Origin of the sequence: Nocardiopsis sp. CA-288880 (assembly GCF_050955985.1) — a bacterium.
Classification (GTDB): domain Bacteria; phylum Actinomycetota; class Actinomycetes; order Streptosporangiales; family Streptosporangiaceae; genus Nocardiopsis; species Nocardiopsis tropica.
This window is the reverse complement of record NZ_CP192105.1, coordinates 5,767,095-5,788,156: the sequence shown is the minus strand read 5'-3', so window position 1 is coordinate 5,788,156 and position 21,062 is coordinate 5,767,095. Positions and strand designations below refer to the sequence as shown.

Below are 21,062 nucleotides of genomic sequence, written 5' to 3'. Positions count from 1 at the left end.
ACACATGACGCGACACGATCTCGCCGTACGCGCCCGCAGAGCCGTCACCCCCGAGGGGGAGCGGCCCGTCACCGTCGGGGTGCGCGACGGCCGCGTGGTGGACGTCCTCGCCGGCGACCGGGCGCCGCTGATCGCCCGCAGGGAGATCACCCTCGCCGAGGACGAGGTGCTCCTGCCCGGACTGGTCGACACCCACGTGCACGTCAACGAACCGGGGCGCACCGAGTGGGAGGGGTTCGCCTCGGCCACCGGGGCCGCCGCCCTGGGCGGCGTCACGACCCTGCTCGACATGCCGCTGAACAGCGTGCCCCCCACCACCACCGTCGCGGGCCTGGACGCCAAGCGGGACGCTGCCGAGGGCAAGCTCGCCGTGGACGTGGGCTTCTGGGGCGGGGCCGTTCCCGAGAACAGCCGCCCCGGGGACACGAAGGAGCTGACCGCGCTCTGGGAGAGGGGCGTCTTCGGCTTCAAGGCCTTCCTGTCCCCGTCCGGGGTGGACGAGTTCGGCCACCTCTCCCCGAAGGAGCTGCTGACGGCCGCGGAGGCCGTCGGGGGGTTCGGCGGCAGGATCATCGTGCACGCCGAGGACCCGGCCGTGCTGGAGACGGCCCCGCCGGCCTCCGGGCGCGACTACGCGGACTTCCTGGCGTCGCGCCCCGACACCGCCGAGCACGCGGCGATCGCCAGGGTGATCGAGGTGGCGCGGCGCACGGGCACCAGGGCGCACATCCTGCACCTGTCCAGCGCCTCGGCGCTCCCGCTGATCGCGCAGGCCCGGGCGGACGGCGTTCCGCTCACGGTGGAGACCTGTCCGCACTACCTCACCCTGGAGGCCGAGGCGGTGCCCGCCGGGGCCACCCAGTTCAAGTGCTGCCCGCCCATCCGGGACTCCGCCAACAGGGACCTCCTGTGGAGGGCGCTCCGGGACGGGCTGGTCGACTGCGTGGTCAGCGACCACTCGCCGAGCACCCCCGACCTGAAGGACCTGGACACCGGCGACTTCGGGACCGCCTGGGGCGGGGTCTCGGGGCTCCAGGTGGGCTTCTCCGCCGTGTGGACGGAGGCGCGCCGCCGCGGCGTGGACCTGGTGGACGTGGTGCGCTGGATGTCCTCGGCGCCCGCGCGGGTCGCCGGGGTGCGCGACAAGGGCGCGATCAGGGTGGGCCACGACGCCGACTTCGCGGTCGTCGCCCCCGAGGAGTCCTTCCGGGTGGACGTGCGCGCGCTCCGGCACCGCAACCCGGTGAGCCCCTACGACGGCGCCGACCTCGTGGGGCGCGTGCGGCGCACCGTCCTGCGCGGCGAGGACGTCGGCCCGTCCGGCGCGGCCGGGCGGATGCTGCTCCGGGACTGAGCCGGTCCCGGGGCCGACGGCCGGGCCGCCCCCGTCCCTCCCCGTTCCGGGGCCGGGGCGGGGCGGCCCCCTCGGACCCGTGCCCGCCCGGTCGGACACCGGGGCGTGCGCTGCCCCGGGAGTGGCCCGGACCCGTGCCGCCGTCCCGGGCCGGGCGGGCACGCCGAGGGGCGGGCACACGGTGGTGTGCCCGCCCCGGCGCGGCGGACGTCCCGGCGGTCAGCCCAGGAGGGAGTCCCAGCGGCTGCCGAGGTCGGCGGCGCCGGCCCCGGTCAGCGAGCCGTAGACGTTGAGGCGGGCGATGCCGCCGTCGGGGAACACGTCGGTGCGCACGTGGGTGACCGTGACGGGGGAGTCCAGGACGAAGCGGTGGGCGCTGTCGGGCTGGAGCCGGGTCCGGCCCACGATCTCGAACCAGGCGTCGGGGGCGTCCGATCCGGCGTCCCGCCCCATGACCGTCACCCAGCCCGCGGAGTTGCCCTTGAGGTAGGCGGTGTCGATCTCCAGGGCGCGGACCGTGGCCTGGGCGGTGAGGCGGAAGCGCACCCAGTCGTGCCCGGTGTCGCGGCGGCGGCGGTTCTCCCAGCCGTCGTCCATCTTCTGCGAGCGCCCGGGGAGGATGATGTTGTTGGGCGAGGAGTAGAAGCGGTCCGAGGCGTCCTCGACCGTGCCGCCGTTGACCAGGGCCGCCAGGTCGAAGCCGCCCAGGGAGGCGAGCCAGGCGGGGTCGGCGACGGGTTCGCCGTACACGCGCAGGCGGGCGACCCCGCCGTCGGGGAACTGCTTGAGGCGCAGGTGGGTCCATCTGCGCTCCAGTGCCACCGCGAAGTCGTTGGCGGCGTGCCCGTGGACGGGCACGCGGGGCACGATCTCGGTCCACTCGGCGGCCAGGAGCTCGTCCGTGGTGGGGGTGCCGGTCAGATGGGCGGCCTCGACGGAGACCTCGGTCGGGTGGTTGCCGCGGAAGTGCGCGGTGTCGACGACCAGCCCCCGGACGACCCCGGGGAGGCCGAGGCGGACCAGGGCCCAGTCGTGGTCGTCGGCGGCGGGGTGGGGCTGTTCGGCACCCGCCCCGCGGCGGCGCCTGGTCTCCCAGCCGTCCATGACCTTGCCCTTGTGCCCGAACGCGTGCGGGTCGAACTGCGCCCGGTCGGGCTTGAGGAGGTTCTCGCGCTGGGCGAAGAACTCGTCGTTGGCGGCGACCACGCCGCCCCCCAGGCGGCGGTCGGCGAGGTCGACGAGGCCGGAGAAGTCGTGTTCGCCGTCCCGGTAGTCGGCGTAGGGGTCGCCGCCCGCGTAGGGCTGGGCGTTGTAGTCGCGCGGGTCGAAGGGGCGGCCTTGGCTCATGTCTCTCCCGGGTTGCGAGGTCGTCGGACGCTTCCCAGCGTCCCAGGAGGAACCGGTAACTTCCAGCGAAACTTTATGACCACACTGTTCAGCTGTACTGAACGGTGGAGCCGCCGAGCCCTCCGGCGGTGTCCGCCAGGGCGCGCAGCACCACGGCGATCCGCGGGTGCTCCCCGGCCCCTGAGCGCACCGCGGTCACCACGTGGCGGCGCGGCTGGTCGGAGTGCGGGACCCGCAGGCTGACCCCGGGGGTGTCTCCCGTCGCGGCGAGGCGGGGGATCAGCGCGACGCCCATGCCCGCGGCGACCATGTCGAGGATGGCCCGCCAGTCGGAGGCGACGTGGGCCTGCTCCGGGACGAACCCCGCCTGGGCGCAGGCGGAGACGGTGATGTCCCGCCAGGGCCCGGACGCCCCGTAGATCCAGGGCTCCCCGGAGAGGTCGCCCAGGCGGAGGGCGCGGGCGGAGGCGAGGCGGTGGTGCGCCGGCAGGGCCACGTCCAGGGGGTCGGTGAGGAGTTCCCTCCGGTCGTAGCGGCCGTCGTGGGCGGTCGGCGCCTGCGCGGCCAGGGACAGGCCGACGTCGATCTCCCCCGCCGAGAGGAGGTCGTAGACCTCGGCGGCGTCGGCCTGGTGCACCTTCGTGGTGAGACCGGGGTACTCGCGGCGCAGGGCGTGGAGCGCCGGGACCACGAGGCTGGGGATGGCGGTCGCGAACGCGCCGACGCGGACGTGCCCGATCTCGCCGCGGACGAAGCCGTCCAGCTCGGCCTCCGCCCGTTCCAGCTGGGCCATCACGATGTCGGTGTGCCGGAGCAGCACGTGGGCCGCGTCGGTGAGGCGGACCCGCCTCCCGTGGGCCTCCAGCAGCGCCACCCCCACCTGGTGCGAGAGGGAGGAGAGCTGCTGTGAGACGGCGGACGGCGTCATGCGCAGCGCCTCCGCGGTCGCCCGGACGGTTCCGAACTCCTCCAGGGCGCGGAGGACGCGGAGTTTGCGGAGGTCCCAGTCGGTCACCCCACAGGAATACCATTCAGCGCTCCTCAACGGAACGCGCGGTCCTGTGCGCCCGGGGGGCCGGGACACGGCCCCGTGGCGGAGCCGGGGTCCCGCGGATCGGGACGCCCGTGCCCCGGGCGCCCCGTCGCGGGCGCGGCCCCCTCCGGGCGCGGCCGGGCCCGGAGAGGGGGCGCCCGCCGCCCCCGCCGGAGGGCGGGGGCGGTCCGGGATGCGGGTACTACGCCCCCGCCGGGGCCTCGGGTTCGCCGTCGCGGTAGACCGCTCCGGCCTGGTCGGTGTACTTGGCCTCGCCGGGGCCGGCGCTGCCGATCTCCTCGCGGTCGATCCGGGCCGGCGCGTCCGTCCCCGGGGCACAGCCGAGCACGTTGAAGCAGATGTTCAGCAGGATCGCGACGACGGCCGCGCCGATGATGCCCGAGTGGGCGACCAGCTCCACGGACTCGGGGAGGAAGGCGTAGAAGGTCGGGTAGGCCAGGGGGATGATCGCCACGCCGACGGAGGTGGCGACCAGGACCAGGTTGAGGTTGTTGGTGAAGTCCACCTTGGCCAGGGTCTTGACCCCGCTGGCGGCCACGCTGCCGAAGAGCACCAGGCCCGCCCCGCCCAGGACGGGCGTGGGGATCGCGGCCATGACCCCGCCGAGCACGGGGAACAGCCCGAGCGCGATGAGGATGAGCGCGCCGGTGGCGACCACGTACCGGCTGCGCACCTTGGTCAGTGCCAGCAGGCCGATGTTCTGCGCGAACGAGCTGGTGGGGGTCGCGCTGAAGATCGGGCCGATGAGGGAGCCGCTGACGTCGGCCCGCAGGCCCGCGGAGATGCGCTTGGCGTCCACCTCGGAGCCGGTGATCTCGCCGACCGCGATGATGTGGGACGCGCCCTCGGTGAGCACCACGAGCATGATGACGCACATGGTGACGATCGCGGCGACCTCGAAGCGGGGGGCGCCGAAGTAGAACACCGAGGTGGGGTCGAAGACGATGTCGGCCTCGCCGACGCGGCTGAAGTCGGCCATGCCGAGGGGGAGGGAGACCAGGGTGCCCACGACCAGGCCCAACAGGATGGACAGCCGTCCCCAGATGCCGGGCAGCACCCGGGACCCGACCAGGATGACCGCCAGGGTGAGACCGGCCAGGGCCAGGTGGGACAGCGGCGCCGCGGGGGCCTCGGTGCCGTCCTCCAGGGTCCGGGCGGCGCCGTCGACGATCCAGCCCGCTGCCACCGGCATCAGGCTGACCCCGATGACGGTGATGATGGTGCCCGTCACGATCGGCGGGAAGAAGCGGATCAGCTGGCCGAAGAACGGCGTCAGGGCCAGGGCGAAGACCCCGGCCGCGAGGGAGGCGCCGAAGGCGACGGGCAGGTTCTCCCCGCCCTGCCCCGCGGACAGCGCGGTGACGGCGCTGACGGGGATGAAGGAGCTCGCCACCACGATCGGCATCTGGGCGCCGAAGCGGCGGTGGCCCACGGACTGGATGAGGGTGGCGATGCCCGCCACCAGGAGTGCGCCGCTGACGAGGATCCCCATGGAGGCGGGGTCGTTCGCGAGCCCAGCGGCGCTGCCGATGACCAGGGCCGGGGCCACCGCGCCGGCGTACATGGTCAGGATGTGCTGGAGCCCGTAGACGAACAGCAGCCGCACGGGCAGCTTCTCGTCCTCGGGGCGGGTGGGGGGTGTGGCGTTCGTTCTGGCCGAGTCCTTCGCGGACGGACTGTTCGACATGGCCGGTTCCAGCCTTTGCGCTTGGCGGCCGCCTCTGAGGGGGCCTGGTTCTCGGGCGCGTGGCCCGGTGGTGTCGCACCGGTCGGGCGACTCGCCGCCGTACACGCCGGGGCGCGGCGTGCGGCCCGCCGCGGAGAGCGGGCCAGGGGGGACGGCGGAGCCCCGAGCGGGGCGGGGGCCGGGGCCCGGCCGCACAGACGGGCCCCGGCACGGGGGTGGCTACAGGAAGCCGGGCACGGTCTTCCAGGCGTTGCCGGGGGCGGGGGCGTCGTCGCGTTCGACGGTCGCCTCGATCTTGCCGTAGGGGCGGTCCGCGGCGAAGAACACCTCGTTGGGGTTGTCCAGGCCGAAGGGCGAGAGGTCCACGAGGAAGTGGTGCTTGTTGGGCATGGAGAAGCGGACCTCCGCGATCTCCGGGTGGCTCTTCAGCACCGAGCGGCCCATCTCGTACAGCGACTGCTGGAGCGCCAGGCTGTGGGTGGTCGCGAACGCCTCCAGCATCAGGGCGCGCACCGACGCGTACACGGCGTCGTAGTCGTGGTCCACGCCGACGTACCGCCAGCGGGCGCTGACGTCGGTCGCGAGGATCCGGTCGGTGGTCTCCTGGAGGGTCGTGTACCTGGTCTTGGGGTAGCCGTGGAACTCCGACCCCGTGGACTTGAGGACGGTGAGCCCCTCCAGGCCCGAGACCACCCACTCGCCCTCGGCGTCCTTGGTGACGACGGTGGTGCGGGTCTCGCCGCCGCGCCGGGAGAAGGCGTGGTCGTGGGGGCCGTCGGCGGTGGTGATGCGGTCCCAGGCGTACTCGTGGATCTCCTGCCGGGCGCCGTCCACGTAGTCGTGCTCGCCGACGAAGTGGCGGGCCAGGCGCAGGGCGAAGTCCTCGATGGCGCCGACGCCGCCCCACTCGCGGGCCTTGGCGTAGACGGTGTTCTTCTGGGTGTCGGTCGGCAGGCAGGTCGTGTTGTCGCCGAGCGTGTGGACCGTTTCCAGGTCGCCCCGCAGCTGCGAGGTGACGTTGACGTCCTTGATCCGGTGGACGTCGGTGTCGCGGTTGACGTGGACGAGGCGTACCTCGGCCTTTCCGTACTGGTTCTCTCCGAGTCGGATGCCCATCAGGGTGAACTCCAGGGTTGTGGATATTCGTCATCGTCGCGCCTGTGCGCAGTACGTACGAGGGAGGACCGCTGTGGTCATGCGGAAGGACCTGTCACGCACTCGAAGAAGCAGGTGTCACACCTTGGCCGGCTGAGGTTCCGTGTCGGTCGCTCCTTTCCGTTGCGGGGCCGCGCCCGGGGCGGGCGGCGCCGGGAGGCCGGGGCCGTCCGGGGGCGGACGCCCCCCGGGGGCTAGGAGCCCCGGTAGGTGGAGTAGGAGTAGGGGCTCAGGAGCAGGGGCACGTGGTAGTGGGCCTGCTCCTCGGCGAGGTCGAAGGCGACGGTGACCTCGGGGAAGAAACCCGTCCGGCCGTCCGCCGCGAAGTAGGCGGCGGTGTCGAAGACGAGGCGGTAGGTTCCGTCGGCCAGCCGCTCGGGACCCAGGTCGGGGACGCGTCCGTCGTCGTTCGTGCGCCCCTCCGCGACGGTGCGCCAGGAGGTCCGGCGCCCGTCGGCGGCGCTCTCCAGGCGGACGGGGACGCCGCGTGCCGGAGCGCCCAGAGCGGTGTCCAGGATGTGGGTGGTCACGTGGCTCATGTGTTCCCCAGGAGTTTGGCCAGGCGGAGCCCGGCGATCCGGCGGAGCTCGTCCGCGACGACGCGGAGCTCGGTGGCGGTGTCGTTGCCGAGACGGGCGACCAGGTCGGCGAGGAGTTCGCGGCTGGAGCGCCCGCTGGCGCAGACGAGGTAGATGTGCCCGAACCTGCCCTCGTACTCACGCTGGGCGTGGGAGAAGATTCGCTGCACGCGTGCCGAGGCGTCGTCGGTGTCGGCGGCGAACGCGGACTGCTCCCCCCGCGACCACCGCGCCTCGGTGCCGGTTCCCTCGGCCTTCTCCCCGATGCGGGGGTGGCGGGCGAGGGCGGTCGCGACCTCCTCGGGCGTGATGGCGCGGGCGTGGTCGTCCGCGCGGCGCATCAGCTCGTGCCGGTCCCGGAAGGGCGCCAGGGCCGCGAGCGACGCGACCCAGCGGTCCACGTCCAGGCACTGGGCCAGCCGTGCGCGCAGCTCCTCCCCGGTCAGGGCGTTCAGTTGCTCCAGGCCTGGGTCGGAGCCGCGTCCCGGCTCCTCCGGCATGGTCTCGGGCATGTGCTCTCCCGTGGCTCGGCCGGTCGGCGCCCCCGCGGGCGGGGGAGCTGAACCGACCAAGGATTTTCGTAGTGCAGACGGCTAATTCCGTATTGCGGATTGGGGGGACTCTAGTTGATGGCAGTGTGACCTTGTCAACACTCAAAAGGCCCATATCGCGAAAGACGACGGAATCTGTACACCCGCACGAAGGACCCCGTGTCCAGTCGCCGCGCCTGGGGTGCATGGGTCTCACGGGGTTGAAGTGGTTGCCCTGCCGCGGATCCGGCGGGATCGGGCGGTTGACAAGCCAGGGTGACCGGCCGCACACTCATGACATTCCTCAAAACGAAAACTACTTTCCGCAATGTGGAAGTAGAAGTTGGAGGCAATGCATGAGCCACTCACTCCGCTACACGGTGAACTGCTCCCTGCTGTTCACCGAACTCCCGCTCCTCGAACGCCCCCGGGCCGCCCGGGACGCCGGTTTCGACGCCGTCGAGTTCTGGTGGCCGTTCGGGAGCCCGACCCCGCCCCAGGACGAGGTCGACGCCTTCGTCCGCTCCCTCGACGACGCCGGCGTGCGCCTCACCGGCCTCAACTTCTTCGCCGGCGCCCTCCCCGGACCCGACCGGGGCGTGCTCTCGCACCCCGCCAGGGCCGAGGAGTTCCGCGCGAACGTCGACGTGGTCACCCGGATCGCCGAGCGCACGGGCACCACCGGCTTCAACGCCCTCTACGGGCTGCGGCTGCCCGGGACCGACCCCGCGGAACAGGACCGGGTGGCCCTGGAGAACACCCTCGCGGCGGCCGGGGCCGTCGCCCGCGTCGGCGGAACCGTGCTCGTCGAGCCCATCAGCGGCTCGGCCGACTACCCCCTCACGACCGCGGCCGACGGCCTCGGGTTCGTCGCGCGGGCCAGGGAGGCCGGGGCCCCGAACGTCGCCCTCCTCGCGGACCTGTACCACCTCGTGGTCAACCGGGACGACGTCTTCGCCGTGGTCCGCGACCACGCCGCGGAGTTCGGCCACGTCCAGATCGCCGACTCCCCGGGCCGGGGCGAGCCCGGCACCGGACGCCTCCCGTTCGACGACCTCCTCAGGGCGCTCCGGGACGGCGGCTACACCGGGCTCGTGGGCCTGGAGTACAAGCCGACCGTCCCCAGCGCCAAGAGCTTCGACTGGCTGGTCTGAGCCCCCGCCACCCTTCCGCGGCGACAGCCGCGGCACGAACGAGACACGAGAGGGACAGCGATGCCCGACACCGAGATCGCCTTCATCGGCCTGGGGATCATGGGCCTGCCCATGGCCGTCAACCTGGTCCGCGCCGGCTACACCGTCACCGGCCACAACCTCACCCCCGAGCGCGTCGACGCGCTCGTCGCGGAGGGCGGACGCCGCGGCGGCGGCGTCGCCGGGGCCGTCACCGGGGCCGACGTCGTCATCACGATGGTCCCCGACTCCCCGGACGTGGAGGAACTCCTCCTCGGCCCCGGGGGCGTGTACGAGAACGCCAAGCCCGGCACCCTCGTCATCGACATGAGCACCATCCGCCCCGACGTCTCCCGAGCGGTCGCCGAGGCCGGGGCCGAACGCGGTCTCCGCGTCCTGGACGCGCCCGTGAGCGGGGGCGAGGCCGGGGCCGTCGAGGCCGAGCTGTCCATCATGGTCGGCGGGGCGCAGGCCGACTTCGAGGCCGCACGCCCGATCTTCGACGTCCTGGGCACCACCCCGGTCCTGGTCGGCCCGAACGGGGCCGGGCAGACCGTGAAGGCCGCCAACCAGCTCATCGTCGCGGGCAACATCCAGCTCCTCGCGGAGGCGCTCGTCTTCCTGGAGGCCCACGGCGTCGACACGGAGTCGGGCCTGGAGGTCCTCGGCGGCGGGCTCGCGGGGAGCACGGTGCTCCAGCGCAAGGGCAGGGCCATGCGCGAGCGCGACTTCACGCCGGGGTTCCGCATCGCCCTGCACGACAAGGACATGCGCATCGTCACCGACTCCGCGCGCGCCGCGGGCGTCGCGATCCCGCTCGGCGCCCAGGTGGCGCAGTCCGTCGCCGCGCTCAGGAACCAGGGGCACGGCGGGCTCGACCACTCCGCGCTCCTGATGATCGTCCAGCAGCTCTCCGGCCGGTCCTAGGAAGGACTCCGTCCCGCAGTCCCCGGTGTTGGCCGCACCCGGGACACCGCAGGCGGAGCCGACCGCACCAGCACCCCTAGCACTGAAGGGTTCACCCGTCATGGCACAGATGCCCGTGATGAACGCCGTCGTCGAGGTCCTCAAGGACGAGGGCGTCGACATCGCCTTCGGCTGCCCCGGCGCCGCGATCCTCCCGCTCTACAAGGCGATGGAGGAGGTGGGCGGGATCGAGCACCTCACCGTCCGCCACGAGGAGGGCGCCACCCACATGGCCGACGGCTGGTCGCGCACCACCGGCAGGGTCGGCGTGGCCATAGGCACCTCCGGGCCCGCCGGCACCAACATGATCACCGGCCTGTACACGGCCATCGCGGACTCCGTCCCGATCGTGTGCATCACCGGCCAGCAGCGCACCGACCTCCTGGACAAGGAGGGCTTCCAGGCGGTCGACATCGTCGAGATCGCCAAGCCGGTCACCAAGTGGGCCGTGCAGATCAAGGAGGCCGCGACCGCCCCGTGGATCTTCCGCGAGGCGTTCCGGATCGCGCGGGAGGGCCGTCCCGGGCCCGTCCTGATCGACATCCCGGTGGACGTCGCCCAGAAGCTGATCGAGTACGACCCCGCGATCGACGCCCCGCTGAAGGTCAACACGGTCGAGCCGCACCTGCCCCGCGTGGAGCGGGCGCTGGACCTGCTGCTGGCCGCCGAGCGCCCGCTGATCCTCGCCGGGGGCGGGGTGATCCTGGCCGAGGCCTCGGCGGACCTGCGCGAACTCGCCGAGCACCTGCGGGTGCCGGTGCAGGTCACCCTGATGGGCAAGGGGTCGTTCGACGAGGACTCGCCCCTGTACTCGGGTATGACCGGCGTGCAGACCTCCCAGCGCTACGGCAACGCGTCCTTCCTGGAGTCGGACCTGGTCCTGGCGGTCGGGGCGCGGTTCGCCGACCGCCACACGGGCCGGATCGACGTCTACCGGGGCGACCGCAAGTTCATCCACGTGGACATCGAGGCGACCCAGATCGGCCGGGTCTTCGAGCCGGACCTGGGCGTGGTCTCCGACGCGCGGCTGTTCCTCCGGGAACTGCTGGCCGCGGCCAGGCGCAGGGGGGCCACGGCCGGCGTCGGACCGTGGATCGACCGGATCGGCGAGCTCAAGGCCACCCTGACGCGCCGCGAGGACTTCGACACGGTCCCGGTCAAGGCGCCGCGCGTCTACAAGGAGATCAACGAGGTCTTCGACGAGGACACCTACTTCGTCACCGCCATCGGCCTCTACCAGATCTGGGGAGGCCAGCACCAGAAGGCGTACAAGCCGCGGCACTACCAGATCTGCGGCCAGGCGGGCCCGCTCGGCTGGGAGATCCCGGCGGCCATCGGCGTCCGGAAGGCGCTGGCGGCCACCGAGCCCGACGCCGAGGTCGTCGGCATCGTCGGCGACTACGGCTTCCAGTACATGGTCGAGGAGCTCGCCGTCGCGGCCCAGTACGACGTCCCCTACGTGATCATCATGCTGAACAACGAGTACCTGGGCCTGATCCGCCAGGCGTCGATCCCCTTCGGCATGAACTACCAGGTGGACGTCCACTACGACGAGTACGGCACCGACAACGTCAAGCTCATGGAGGCCTACGGCTGCTCGGGGCGCCGGGTGTGGGAGCCCGGGGAGATCCGGGAGTCCCTGGAGTGGGCCCGCAAGGAGGCCCGGTCCACCTCGCGGCCGGTGCTCGTCGAGATCATGATCGAGCGCGAGGCCAACACCCCGCACGGTCCCGCGATCGACGCCGTCAAGGAGTTCGAGCCGGTTCCCGGCGCCTGACGCCCGGGGCCCCGGGAGAACCCGGGGCCCCTCCGCGTCCGCCGGGTCAGCCGCAGTACGCGGCCTCCTCGCCGATGATCCGGTACGGGCAGTCCGCGTAGTCGAGCAGGCGCAGCACGGCCTCCTCGTTGCGGGCGGTCTCCCTCTCGATCACCGACGAGGGCGGGTAGAACCCGCCGCCGGCCGCACTGCGGGGATACATCTCGTACGTGAAGTTCACGATCCTCTGGTCGCCCCACAGCCAGTCGTTGATCGACCCGTCGGTGACGTACAGGTCGCTGGACTGCTGGGGGGTGTAGCCGTTCGCCTCGGCCATGTGCTCGCCGAGCGCCGCATGGGTGTCGTACTCCTCCCGGGTCATCCCGTTCGTCACGTCGTCGTAGGTGTGGCCGAACGGCCAGAGGATGAGCTCGCTGTAGGTGTGGAAGTCGATGGCGGCGGTGATCTGCTGCTCGCCGCCGACCACCCGGCCGCGCACGAAGTCGGCGACCACCCGGACCTCCGGCGCCGACTCCGGCGCGGGGCCCCGGTAGGTGATGCTGCTCGGGCTGCCGGACGAGCCGCCGCAGCACCCCCACTCGTAGGCCCAGTTGCGGTTGAGGTCGGTGCCCGGCGAGGAGGAGCCCTCGTTGGGCTGGCGGTTCTTGCGCCAGTTCCGCCAGGTGCTGCCCGCCATGTCGTACTCGCTGCCGTCCGGGTTGACGTTGGGCAGGATCCAGATCTCGCGGCCGTCGACCAGGTCGGTGATCCGGGGGTCGCCGCCGTAACCGTCGGTGAGCAGGCGCATCAGGTGGACCGCCATCTCGACGGTCAGGTGCTCGCGGGCGTGCTGGGCGTGGACGAACAGCACCTCGGGCTGGTCCTCGTCCACATCGACGTTGTCGCTGATCTTGACCGCGAGGAGGTCGCGCCCCTCGTGGGACCGGCCGATGACGGACCGCGCGGCGATGTCGGGGTGGGCGGCGACGACCTCGTCGATGACGCCGACCAGTTCCGCGTAGCCGGTGTAGCCGGGGTCGGGGTCCGCGAGGGGGACGGGGACGTCGAACTCCTCGACGCCGTAGCCCAACCCGCTGATCTCCCCGACGTCGTCGGGGGTGGCGGTGACCAGGACCGAGTCCTCGCCGACGTGGTCGATGGCCGCGCCGGTCGCGGCGATCTCCGAGCGGTCCCGGGCCGAGGTCGCGCCGCGGACCTCGTAGAGGCCGTGGACGGGCTCGGCGGCCGCGCCGCTCGTTCCCAGGAGGCCGAGGACGAGTGCTCCCACGGCCGCGGGGACGAGGATTCTTCTGACGGGGGTGCTTCCCACGGTGCCTCCAGCGGGGGTGAGGCTGCGGATACGTGGCGTCATTGCAGAAGAAATCAGCACAATCTGTCAATATAGCTAACTTTCCGTCACTGATGTGGCGGATCGCCTTGTTTGCCCGCTCCGGCAGGTGAAGCCCGCTTCGTTCGCGAGCGGGACCGGGTGCCCCGTGGCCGGATGTGGCCACGGCGGTCGCGCCGGCGGACCGCGCTCCGGGGCCGTGTGTCGCGGGCCCTCACTCCTTCGGCGCCACCCGGTGGACCCGCTGTCCCGTCACACGCGCGATCGTCTCGAAGTCGTTGTCGCAGTGGAGCAGGGTGAGGTCCCGGAGTTCGGCGCAGGCGGCGACCAGGAGGTCCACGGGGCCGGCGCTGCGGTGTTCGCCCCGGGAGGTGAGGATTCGCTGGACCTCCCAGGCCCGCCGGTAGTCCCTGTCGTCCAGGTCGACCGGGAGGAGCATTCTGTTGAGCAGGGACACGATGCGGTCGCGGTCGCTCACGGACCGGGCGCCGTACAGGAACTCGAGCCCGGTGACGGGGCACACCGCGACCACGCCGTTGGCTATGGCCTCGTCCCACCGGGAGTCCTGTTGTCCGAGGACGCGGGCGAGGGCGCTCGTGTCGATGAGGTACCGGGCAGGGCTCACCGGCGATACCGCCTCTTGTCGGAGAGCACGTGCAGGTCCACGCCCTCCTCGGCCGCGAGTTCGCGCATCTCGGCCAGTGCGGCGGAGCGGTCGAGCCTCGTCACCGCGTCACGGAGGGCCGTGTTCACCGTGTCCTTCTTGGTCTTCGTTCCGTAGAGCTCGGATGCTCTGGAGAGCGCCTCGTCGTCGATGTCGATGAGAACCTTGGTCACAACGGCCTCCGTATATCCCGGCGAGGCGCCAGTATATCTGCGGTGGCCGGACGTGTGGCGGGGTCCGCGCGGACCGCGGCCGCGGCACTGCCCCTCCCCGCGGGGCGGGAACGAGAGATCCCGCCGACGGTACCGGCCTCGCCGCCACCGCGGCTTACGCGTACTCGGCGCGGTCGGCGGCGGCCTCGGGTGTTGGCCGCACCCCGGGTCCCGTCGGCGGGACTCGAACAACCCCCCTAGCACTGAAGGGTTCACCTGAAATGGTACAGACCTCTGCGCGATATCTCGAAGTCGAGGTACACGTAGCGGTCGCGCGGCCCGGCCCTCGGCTGCGTCCCATTCGCGTACGCCGTGTCGTCGCAGGTAAGTGACCTGCATCTCGACATGTGGACGCGGGGTACCGGGGATCTTCGGCCGTCTGCTAGCGTGATCATCGTTATGCTGCGCGTGCTGCTCCTCCTTAGCGGCCGCGGCGGGGGTCGTTAGACGGTCGGCTCCCTCGCCGCGGGACTTCGGCTTGCTCCTGGTCGACCAGACCACATGCACGAACCACCCCGAGGAGACACCGCGATGGTGCCGCAGCAGCAGACCAGCCCCATGCCCTTCCACCGGTACAAGCCCTTCGCCCCGGTGGACCTGCCGGACCGCACCTGGCCGTCGAAGACCATCGACGCCGCCCCCCGCTGGCTCTCCACCGACCTGCGCGACGGCAACCAGGCGCTGATCGAGCCCATGGACCCCGCGCGCAAGCACGAGATGTTCCGGCTGCTGGTCGAGATGGGCTACAAGGAGATCGAGGTCGGCTTCCCCTCCGCGAGCCAGACCGACTTCGACTTCGTCCGGTCCCTGATCGAGGACGGGCTGATCCCCGACGACGTGCAGATCTCGGTGCTGACCCAGGCCCGCGAGGACCTGATCGAGCGCACCGTGCAGAGCCTGGTCGGCGCGAAGCGCGCCACCGTGCACCTGTACAACGCCACCGCACCGACCTTCCGCCGCGTGGTCTTCCGGGTCGACCGGGAGGCCTGCAAGGAGATCGCCGTCCAGGGCACCCGCCACGTCATGCGCTTCGCCGAGCAGTACCTGGAGGGGACCGAGTACTTCGGCTACGAGTACTCGCCCGAGATCTTCATCGACACCGAGCTGGACTTCGCCCTGGAGGTCTGCGAGGCCGTCATGGACGTGTGGAACCCCGGGCCGGGCCGCGAGATCATCCTGAACCTGCCCGCCACCGTCGAGCGCTCCACCCCCAACGTCTACGCCGACCAGATCGAGTGGATGAGCCGCAACCTGTCGCGCCGCGAGCACGTCGTGCTGTCCGTGCACCCGCACAACGACCGGGGCACCGGCGTCGCCTCCGCGGAGCTGGCGGTCATGGCCGGGGCCGACCGGGTCGAGGGCTGCCTGTTCGGGCACGGCGAGCGCACCGGGAACGTCTGCCTGGTCACCCTGGGCATGAACCTGTTCAGCCAGGGCGTCGACCCCCGGATCGACTTCTCCGACATCGACGAGATCCGTCGCACCGTCGAGCACTGCACCCAGCTGCCGGTGGCCCCCCGCCACCCGTACGGCGGCGACCTGGTCTACACCGCCTTCTCCGGCTCCCACCAGGACGCGATCAAGAAGGGCTTCGCCGCGCAGGAGGAGGCCGCCGGGGCCGCCGGCGCCCCGGTGGACGAGCACACCTGGGACGTCCCCTACCTGCCCATCGACCCCAAGGACGTGGGCCGCAACTACGAGGCGGTCATCCGCGTCAACAGCCAGTCCGGCAAGGGCGGCGTCTCCTACATCATGCAGCGCGACCACTCCCTGGACCTGCCGCGCCGGCTCCAGATCGAGTTCTCGCAGGTCATCCAGAAGTTCACCGACGCCGAGGGCGGGGAGTTCGCGGCCGACCGCATCTGGGAGATCTTCTCCACGACCTACCTGGGCGACCAGGGCCCGGTCGCGGTCCTGGCCCACCGCTCCTCCACCGACGGCGACGGCACCTACCGGATCGAGGCCGACGCCCGCGTCAACGGCGAGATCCGCGAACTGTCGGGCACCGGCAACGGCCCCATCTCCGCGTTCTGCGACGCCCTGGCCGACGTCGACGTCAAGGTCCGCGTCATGGACTACGTGGAGCACTCCATGGGCGAGGACGGCGACGCCCGCGCCGCCGCCTACGTGGAGGCCGAGATCGACGGCCGGGTCGTGTGGGGCGTCGGCATCCACAGCAGCATCACGACGGCCTCGCTGAAGGCCCTGTGCAGCGCCATCGCCCGCGTCTGACGGACCGGTGCTCCCGGGGGGCCCGGGCGGAGCCGCAGCGCTCGCCCCGGCCCCCCGCCCGCCGCCGCACGCGGAGGCGGGCCGTCCCTCAGAGAAGGCCGAAGGGTCCGGGGTCGGGCAGGCCCCGGGCGGCGCACAGACCCCGGTTCGCCGCGGTCAGCTCGCCCAGCGGGACCGCTCTGCGGGAGGCGGCGGCCGGGTCCGCCCGGGTCCGCTCCCCGGACCGGGGCCGCACCGCCAACCCCTGTCCGAGGCCGAGGGCCTCCACCTCCTCGCGCCAGCCGGTCCAGCGCAACCCCTCGTAGAACCCCTCCAGGTTGCCCGCCAGCATCCACAGCAGCCACGAGGAGTACGTGGTCTCCATCGGCTCCCACCGCAGGGAGTCGGGGGCGAAGTACACCACCTCGCCGGGCCTGCCCGGGTGCTCAGCGCCCTCGGAGCCCGGCCCGTTCAGGGCGAACACCCCGCCCAGCACGTCGTGCCCCACCACCAGCCGCAGCGGCGGGCCGAAGACCACGGCCGCGCTCAGGTCGTTGACCTCGCCCAGCCCGCGCAGGTCGGGGCCGCCCCCGCCGTGCACCCGCAGCCAGCCCCCGTCGAGCACCAGGCCGCCGCACTCCAGCGCCATCGCGCCCAGGAAGGACCGGGCGGTCACCTGGAGCCGGTGCAGGCAGGTCCGGCCCGCGACGGGATCGACCGGCAGCACGCGCACCCGCGCGGCGCTGCCGGCCAGGCGCTCGGTCAGGACGGGCCAGGCGGGCTCCTCGACCTCGACCAGCTCACTCAGTTCACGCATCGGGGGACCCTCCGTCACACCGCGGGGTAGGCGCGGCGACGGACCAGGTTACAGGGAGGCCCCGACGGTCCAGGAGGGGACGTGCTTGCGGAACCCGTCCGCGCAGGACACGAAGCCGCACGCGCGGTAGAACGCGTGCACGTGGGCGTCGCCGGCGGCGAGCAGCTGGATCCTGTGGCAGCGGGCGCGGCGCGCGAGGCGCTCCGCCGACCGGATCAGGGAGCGTCCCGCACCCGAGCGCCGGTGCCGTTCGGCGACCACGAGGTTCTCCACGAGCATCACCGGCCGCCCGTCCCGGAACGTCCAGGGCACCACCAGGCAGTCCACCGTCCCGGCGACGAGCCCGTCCCGCTCGTGGACCAGCAGGGTCCGCCCCTCCTGGCCCGAGACCTCCGACCAGATCCGCGCGGCCGAGGCCGCGGTGAGGGGCGGGGCGTCGGGGGGCAGTTCGCCGAGCAGGGACAGCACGGCGTCGAGGTCCTCGGCGGTCGCGGGCCGCGTGACAGGGGGCACCGGGCCAGGGTAGGGCGCGGGAGGGCCGTGGCGGTAGGGGTTCGCGCGGAGCGGTCCCCCGTGCGCGGTGCGGGGGTCCGGCGGAGCCGGGGCCTCCGACGGCGGCGGTCCGCGCCCCGGGGGAGCGCGGACCGCCGCCGTGCCCGGCCTACTCCCAGCCGAACTTCTGGGTCCAGGCGTTGCCGGACTCTCCCACGCCGATCGCCACCAGGTCGCAGTTGAGGATGTTGTCGCGGTGGCCCCGGCTGCCCATCCAGGCGTCCATGACCTGCGCGGCGCTCGTCTGCCCCTTGGCGACGTTCTCCGCGCCCCACGCGTCGTAGCCGTGGCGGAGGGCGCGGTCGGCCGGGCCCTCGCCCTCGGGGTTCTCGTGGCTCATGTAGTCGCGCCGGTCCATGTCCTCGCTGTGCTCCTGGGCGGCGGCGGTGAGCCGCGGGTCCACCTTGAGCGGGTCGCACCCGGCGGAGGCGCGCTCACCGTTGACCAGGGTCACGACCTGGTCGACCGACCCCCCTGCGGAGGAGGGGCCGGAGCCGCCGCGGCCCCGGCGCTCGCCGTCGTCGCCGTCACCGCTCCCTCCGCCACCGCCGCCCCCGCCGGACGGGCTCCCGTCCTCCTGCGCCTCCTCGGGGACGGAGGAGGCCGTCACGTCGGCGCTCTGCGGCCCGCCCGCGCCGGACGGCGACGGCCGGTCCTGCGGCGGCGCGCTGGGCGACGCGAAGAAGTCGTCGTCCGCGGAGGCCTCCGGCACGGCGGAGTCGTCGGCGACGGCGTCACCGATCCGACCCGTCGCCAGGGTCTCGTCCGCGGTGTCCCGGAACGGGTTCAGGCTCTCGCCCGCCCCGGTGACCAGCAGTGCTCCGGCCAGGGTCAGGCCGACCGGTATCGCGGCCAGCGCCACCACGAGGGGTACCGGGCGGCGGCGCCGCCCGTCCTTCCGTGAGCGGTTCTCGCGAGCGCTCATCCGGCGCTTGCCTCGGCGACCACGCGCCATATCGCTCTCCTCCGTGACGGGAATTCGGGTGGACACGCCTGCGGACCCGCCGGTCCGTGACCGCGGCCGGGGTGTCAGTCCTTCCCCCGGCCGGCTCTGCCCGTGCCCATGGGCACGTGAGTTCTGTGTGACCCGTGCCCGGCGGGCAGCGCGTGCGCGCGGGGGACTCCGGACGCCGCGGGGGAAGGGCGGCAGGCCCGGTGAGGTGCGTCCTAGCGCGTGAGAGTAGAGCAAAGCGAGCAAAAAGGGAATCCAAAACGTAATAAAGCAGGTCACGTCGGGGTCTGCTCGGAGAGGTCGGGCCGCCCGGGTGGTCGGTGGCATCCGCGACAATGGGGGGGTGAGTCTCTACCGCGACGAGGGTGTCGTCCTGCGCAACCAGAAGCTGGGCGAGGCCGACCGCATCGTCACCCTCCTGACCCGGCGCACCGGCCTGGTCCGCGCCGTCGGCAAGGGGGTCCGTCGCACCAAGTCCCGATTCGGCGCGCGCCTGGAGCCGTGCACCCACGTCGACCTGCAGCTCCACACCGGCCGCACGCTGGACGTCATCACCCAGGCCGAGACCCTCCGCTCCTACGGCGAGGCCGTCGTCTCCGACTACGCCCGCTACACCGCCGCCACCGCGATGCTGGAGACCGCGGAGAAGGTCGTCTCCGTGGAGAAGGACCCCGCGCTGCGCCAGTTCCTGCTGCTGATCGGCGCACTGCGTACCCTGGGGGAGGGCGCCCACGACTCCAGGCTGGTCCTGGACGCCTACCTGCTCCGGTCGCTCGCCGTCGCCGGGTACGCCCCGGCCCTGGACGGGTGCGCCCGCTGCGGCAGCCGGGGGGAGCACCGCGCCTTCGCGGTCCACGCCGGCGGTATGGTCTGCTCGGTGTGCCGCCCCCACGGTTCCGTGCACCCGTCCCCCGACACGTTCCGGCTGATGTCGGCCCTGCTCGGAGGGGACTGGGAGAGCGCGGACGCCAGCGAGGGCAGGCACCGCTCCGAGTGCAGCGGGTTGGTCGCGGCCTACCTACAGTGGCACCTGGAAAACGGAATCCGATCACTGCGCCATGTGGAGCGTTCTTGAGTCTGTTCAGCTTCGACACCGGTAAACGCCGGGAGTACGCCGCGCCCGTCCCGCACCCCAGCGGCGCGCGGCCCCCCGAGCTGCCCGCCGCCCTCGTGCCCAGGCACGTGGCCGTCGTCATGGACGGCAACGGCCGCTGGGCCAAGGAACGCGGACTGGCGCGCACCGAGGGGCACAAGGCGGGGGAGTCCTCCCTCTTCGACGTGATCGAGGGCGCCCTGGAGATGGGCGTCTCCCACCTCTCCGCCTACGCCTTCTCCACCGAGAACTGGAAGCGGTCGCCCGACGAGGTCCGCTTCCTCCTCGGCTTCAACCGCGACACCATCCGCAACCGCCGCGACGAGCTGCACGCGCGCGGTGTCCGCGTCAAGTGGGCCGGGCGCGCCGGGCGCCTGTGGAAGAGCGTCATCAAGGAACTCCGCGACGCGGAGGAGATGACCAAGGACAACACCGGCCTGACCCTGCAGTTCTGCGTGAACTACGGCGGCCAGGCGGAGATCGTCGACGCGGCCCGCGCGATGGCCCGCGAGGCGGCGGAGGGGCGGCTCTCCCCGGACAAGATCACCGAGGACACCCTCGCCAGGCACCTCTACGCCCCCGACGTGCCCCCCGTCGACCTGTTCGTGCGCTCCTCCGGGGAGCAGCGGCTGTCCAACTTCCTCCTCTGGCAGTCCGCCTACGCCGAGTTCGTGTTCCTGGACACGCTCTGGCCCGACTTCGACCGCCGCGACCTGTGGCGGGCATGTGAGATCTACGCGAGCAGGGACCGCCGCTACGGAGGCGCCCTGCCCAACGCCGTAGCTGGGGAGGAGAAGTGATGTCGGGTTCCGAAGAACCCCTGGTCAGGCAGGGCATGTCGCTGGTCTCGGTGGGGGACAGCTTCACCGAGGGCGTGGGCGACCCGTACCCGGGCGGGGAGGGGTTCCGCGGCTGGGCCGACCGGCTGGCCGAACACCTCGCCGACCACGTGGGGGAGATCGGGTACGCCAACCTCGCGGTGCGCGGCAAGCTGATGCGCCAGATCGTCACCGACCAGGTCCCGCCGGTCCTGGCGATGGCCCCCGACCTGGTGACGCTGAGCGCCGGCGGCAACGACCTGCTGCGCCCCGGCGGGGACCCCGAGCGGATGGCCCGCATCCTGGACCACACGGTGGGCCGCCTCCGTGCCGCGGGGAGCCAGGTCGTGCTGTTCACGGGGGTGAACATCACCACCGGCTACATGCGCGGCACCATCGGCCTGTTCGCCCGCTACTACCTCCACGTGCGCGCGGTCGCCGACAAGTACGGCTGCTTCCTGGTGGACCAGTGGTCCATGGACGCGCTCACCGACTCCCGCGCCTGGGACGAGGACCGGTTGCACATGTCCCCGGAGGGGCACCGCCGCCTCGCGCTGCGCGCGGCCGAGGTCCTGGGAGTGCCGGTCGCCGACCGCTGGGACGAGCCGTGGCCCGAGCAGGGGCCGGTGCCCTGGAGGCAGGCCCGCCGGGACGACCTCACCTGGGTGAAGGACTCGCTCGGCCCGTGGATCGGGCGCCGCCTGACCGGACGCTCGTCCGGCGACACGGTCACGGCCAAGCGCCCGGAGCTGACCCCGGTCACGAAGGACCGCTGACCGGCCCGGCCCCCTCCGCC

General features: G+C 72.6%; 20 protein-coding genes. 8 read left to right on the top strand and 12 right to left on the bottom strand.

Annotated elements, in window-relative coordinates; all coding sequences use genetic code 11:
• Positions 1-4 precede the first annotated feature (4 nt).
• Positions 5-1,354, top strand: coding sequence for an allantoinase AllB (allB, locus tag ACQPYD_RS25055; protein ID WP_433697956.1), 1,350 nt, complete (start codon positions 5-7; stop codon positions 1,352-1,354).
• A 219-nt stretch (positions 1,355-1,573) separates the two neighbouring features.
• Here allB and alc read toward each other — a convergent pair whose 3' ends face one another.
• From alc to uraD, 6 genes are all read right to left on the bottom strand, one after another.
• Positions 1,574-2,701, bottom strand: coding sequence for an allantoicase (alc, locus tag ACQPYD_RS25050; protein ID WP_433697955.1), 1,128 nt, complete (start codon positions 2,699-2,701; stop codon positions 1,574-1,576).
• An 88-nt stretch (positions 2,702-2,789) separates the two neighbouring features.
• Positions 2,790-3,716 carry a LysR family transcriptional regulator gene (locus ACQPYD_RS25045; RefSeq protein WP_433697954.1) on the bottom strand — a complete coding sequence of 309 codons (927 nt, stop codon included), beginning with the start codon at positions 3,714-3,716 and terminating at the stop codon, positions 2,790-2,792.
• A 220-nt stretch (positions 3,717-3,936) separates the two neighbouring features.
• Complete coding sequence (locus ACQPYD_RS25040; RefSeq protein ID WP_433697953.1) at positions 3,937-5,442, bottom strand: nucleobase:cation symporter-2 family protein; 1,506 nt, start codon at positions 5,440-5,442, stop codon at positions 3,937-3,939.
• 219 nt (positions 5,443-5,661) lie between these two features.
• Positions 5,662-6,558 (bottom strand): factor-independent urate hydroxylase, encoded by an 897-nt coding sequence (gene pucL, locus ACQPYD_RS25035; protein ID WP_433697952.1) that lies wholly within the window; start codon positions 6,556-6,558, stop codon positions 5,662-5,664.
• A 233-nt stretch (positions 6,559-6,791) separates the two neighbouring features.
• Positions 6,792-7,136, bottom strand: coding sequence for a hydroxyisourate hydrolase (gene uraH, locus ACQPYD_RS25030; RefSeq protein ID WP_433697951.1), 345 nt, complete (start codon positions 7,134-7,136; stop codon positions 6,792-6,794).
• Positions 7,133-7,687, bottom strand: a complete 555-nt coding sequence (uraD, locus tag ACQPYD_RS25025) for a 2-oxo-4-hydroxy-4-carboxy-5-ureidoimidazoline decarboxylase (RefSeq protein WP_433697950.1) — start codon at positions 7,685-7,687, stop codon at positions 7,133-7,135. The genes uraH and uraD overlap by 4 nt, the downstream gene beginning before the upstream one ends.
• Positions 7,688-8,061: 374 nt before the next feature.
• Between uraD and ACQPYD_RS25020 the strand changes: the two genes are divergently transcribed.
• The 3 genes from ACQPYD_RS25020 (at position 8,062) to gcl (ending at position 11,620) form a co-directional block, all read left to right on the top strand.
• On the top strand, positions 8,062-8,859 hold the full coding sequence (locus tag ACQPYD_RS25020; protein ID WP_433697949.1) for a hydroxypyruvate isomerase family protein: 798 nt from the start codon (positions 8,062-8,064) through the stop codon (positions 8,857-8,859).
• Between the two features lie 60 nt (positions 8,860-8,919).
• The gene (locus tag ACQPYD_RS25015; protein WP_433697948.1) at positions 8,920-9,804 is read left to right on the top strand and encodes a 2-hydroxy-3-oxopropionate reductase; all 885 of its coding nucleotides are present in this window, start codon (positions 8,920-8,922) and stop codon (positions 9,802-9,804) included.
• A 100-nt stretch (positions 9,805-9,904) separates the two neighbouring features.
• Positions 9,905-11,620 (top strand): glyoxylate carboligase, encoded by a 1,716-nt coding sequence (gene gcl / locus ACQPYD_RS25010; protein WP_433697947.1) that lies wholly within the window; start codon positions 9,905-9,907, stop codon positions 11,618-11,620.
• Between the two features lie 46 nt (positions 11,621-11,666).
• Here gcl and ACQPYD_RS25005 read toward each other — a convergent pair whose 3' ends face one another.
• The 3 genes from ACQPYD_RS25005 to ACQPYD_RS24995 all read right to left on the bottom strand — a co-directional run bounded on the left by ACQPYD_RS25005 (position 11,667) and on the right by ACQPYD_RS24995 (position 13,784).
• Positions 11,667-12,971: a M14 family metallopeptidase gene (locus tag ACQPYD_RS25005; protein WP_433697946.1), complete on the bottom strand. Its 1,305-nt coding sequence runs from the start codon at positions 12,969-12,971 to the stop codon at positions 11,667-11,669.
• Between the two features lie 190 nt (positions 12,972-13,161).
• Positions 13,162-13,572 (bottom strand): PIN domain nuclease, encoded by a 411-nt coding sequence (locus tag ACQPYD_RS25000; RefSeq protein WP_433697945.1) that lies wholly within the window; start codon positions 13,570-13,572, stop codon positions 13,162-13,164.
• On the bottom strand, positions 13,569-13,784 hold the full coding sequence (locus ACQPYD_RS24995; RefSeq protein WP_433697944.1) for a type II toxin-antitoxin system VapB family antitoxin: 216 nt from the start codon (positions 13,782-13,784) through the stop codon (positions 13,569-13,571). Before ACQPYD_RS24995 ends, ACQPYD_RS25000 begins: the two co-directional genes overlap by 4 nt.
• Before the next feature lie 570 nt (positions 13,785-14,354).
• Here ACQPYD_RS24995 and leuA point away from each other — a divergent pair.
• Positions 14,355-16,055: a 2-isopropylmalate synthase gene (gene leuA, locus ACQPYD_RS24990; protein ID WP_433697943.1), complete on the top strand. Its 1,701-nt coding sequence runs from the start codon at positions 14,355-14,357 to the stop codon at positions 16,053-16,055.
• Positions 16,056-16,143: 88 nt separating this feature from the next.
• Here the strand turns inward: leuA and ACQPYD_RS24985 are convergent, their stop codons facing one another.
• The 3 genes from ACQPYD_RS24985 to ACQPYD_RS24975 all read right to left on the bottom strand — a co-directional run bounded on the left by ACQPYD_RS24985 (position 16,144) and on the right by ACQPYD_RS24975 (position 18,328).
• Positions 16,144-16,851: a DUF2625 family protein gene (locus tag ACQPYD_RS24985; RefSeq protein ID WP_433697942.1), complete on the bottom strand. Its 708-nt coding sequence runs from the start codon at positions 16,849-16,851 to the stop codon at positions 16,144-16,146.
• A 48-nt stretch (positions 16,852-16,899) separates the two neighbouring features.
• Positions 16,900-17,364, bottom strand: coding sequence for a GNAT family N-acetyltransferase (locus ACQPYD_RS24980; protein WP_433697941.1), 465 nt, complete (start codon positions 17,362-17,364; stop codon positions 16,900-16,902).
• A 148-nt stretch (positions 17,365-17,512) separates the two neighbouring features.
• Positions 17,513-18,328, bottom strand: a complete 816-nt coding sequence (locus ACQPYD_RS24975) for a CAP domain-containing protein (RefSeq protein ID WP_433697940.1) — start codon at positions 18,326-18,328, stop codon at positions 17,513-17,515.
• A gap of 370 nt (positions 18,329-18,698) precedes the next feature.
• Here ACQPYD_RS24975 and recO point away from each other — a divergent pair, with 370 nt between their 5' ends.
• From recO to ACQPYD_RS24960, 3 genes are read left to right on the top strand one after another with little or no spacing between them, the layout of a single operon-like run.
• Complete coding sequence (recO, locus tag ACQPYD_RS24970; RefSeq protein WP_355014378.1) at positions 18,699-19,430, top strand: DNA repair protein RecO; 732 nt, start codon at positions 18,699-18,701, stop codon at positions 19,428-19,430.
• Positions 19,427-20,248: an isoprenyl transferase gene (locus tag ACQPYD_RS24965; protein ID WP_267945959.1), complete on the top strand. Its 822-nt coding sequence runs from the start codon at positions 19,427-19,429 to the stop codon at positions 20,246-20,248. The genes recO and ACQPYD_RS24965 overlap by 4 nt, the downstream gene beginning before the upstream one ends.
• Positions 20,248-21,042: an SGNH/GDSL hydrolase family protein gene (locus ACQPYD_RS24960; RefSeq protein ID WP_433697939.1), complete on the top strand. Its 795-nt coding sequence runs from the start codon at positions 20,248-20,250 to the stop codon at positions 21,040-21,042. The genes ACQPYD_RS24965 and ACQPYD_RS24960 overlap by 1 nt, the downstream gene beginning before the upstream one ends.
• The last annotated feature ends 20 nt before the right edge of the window (positions 21,043-21,062 follow it).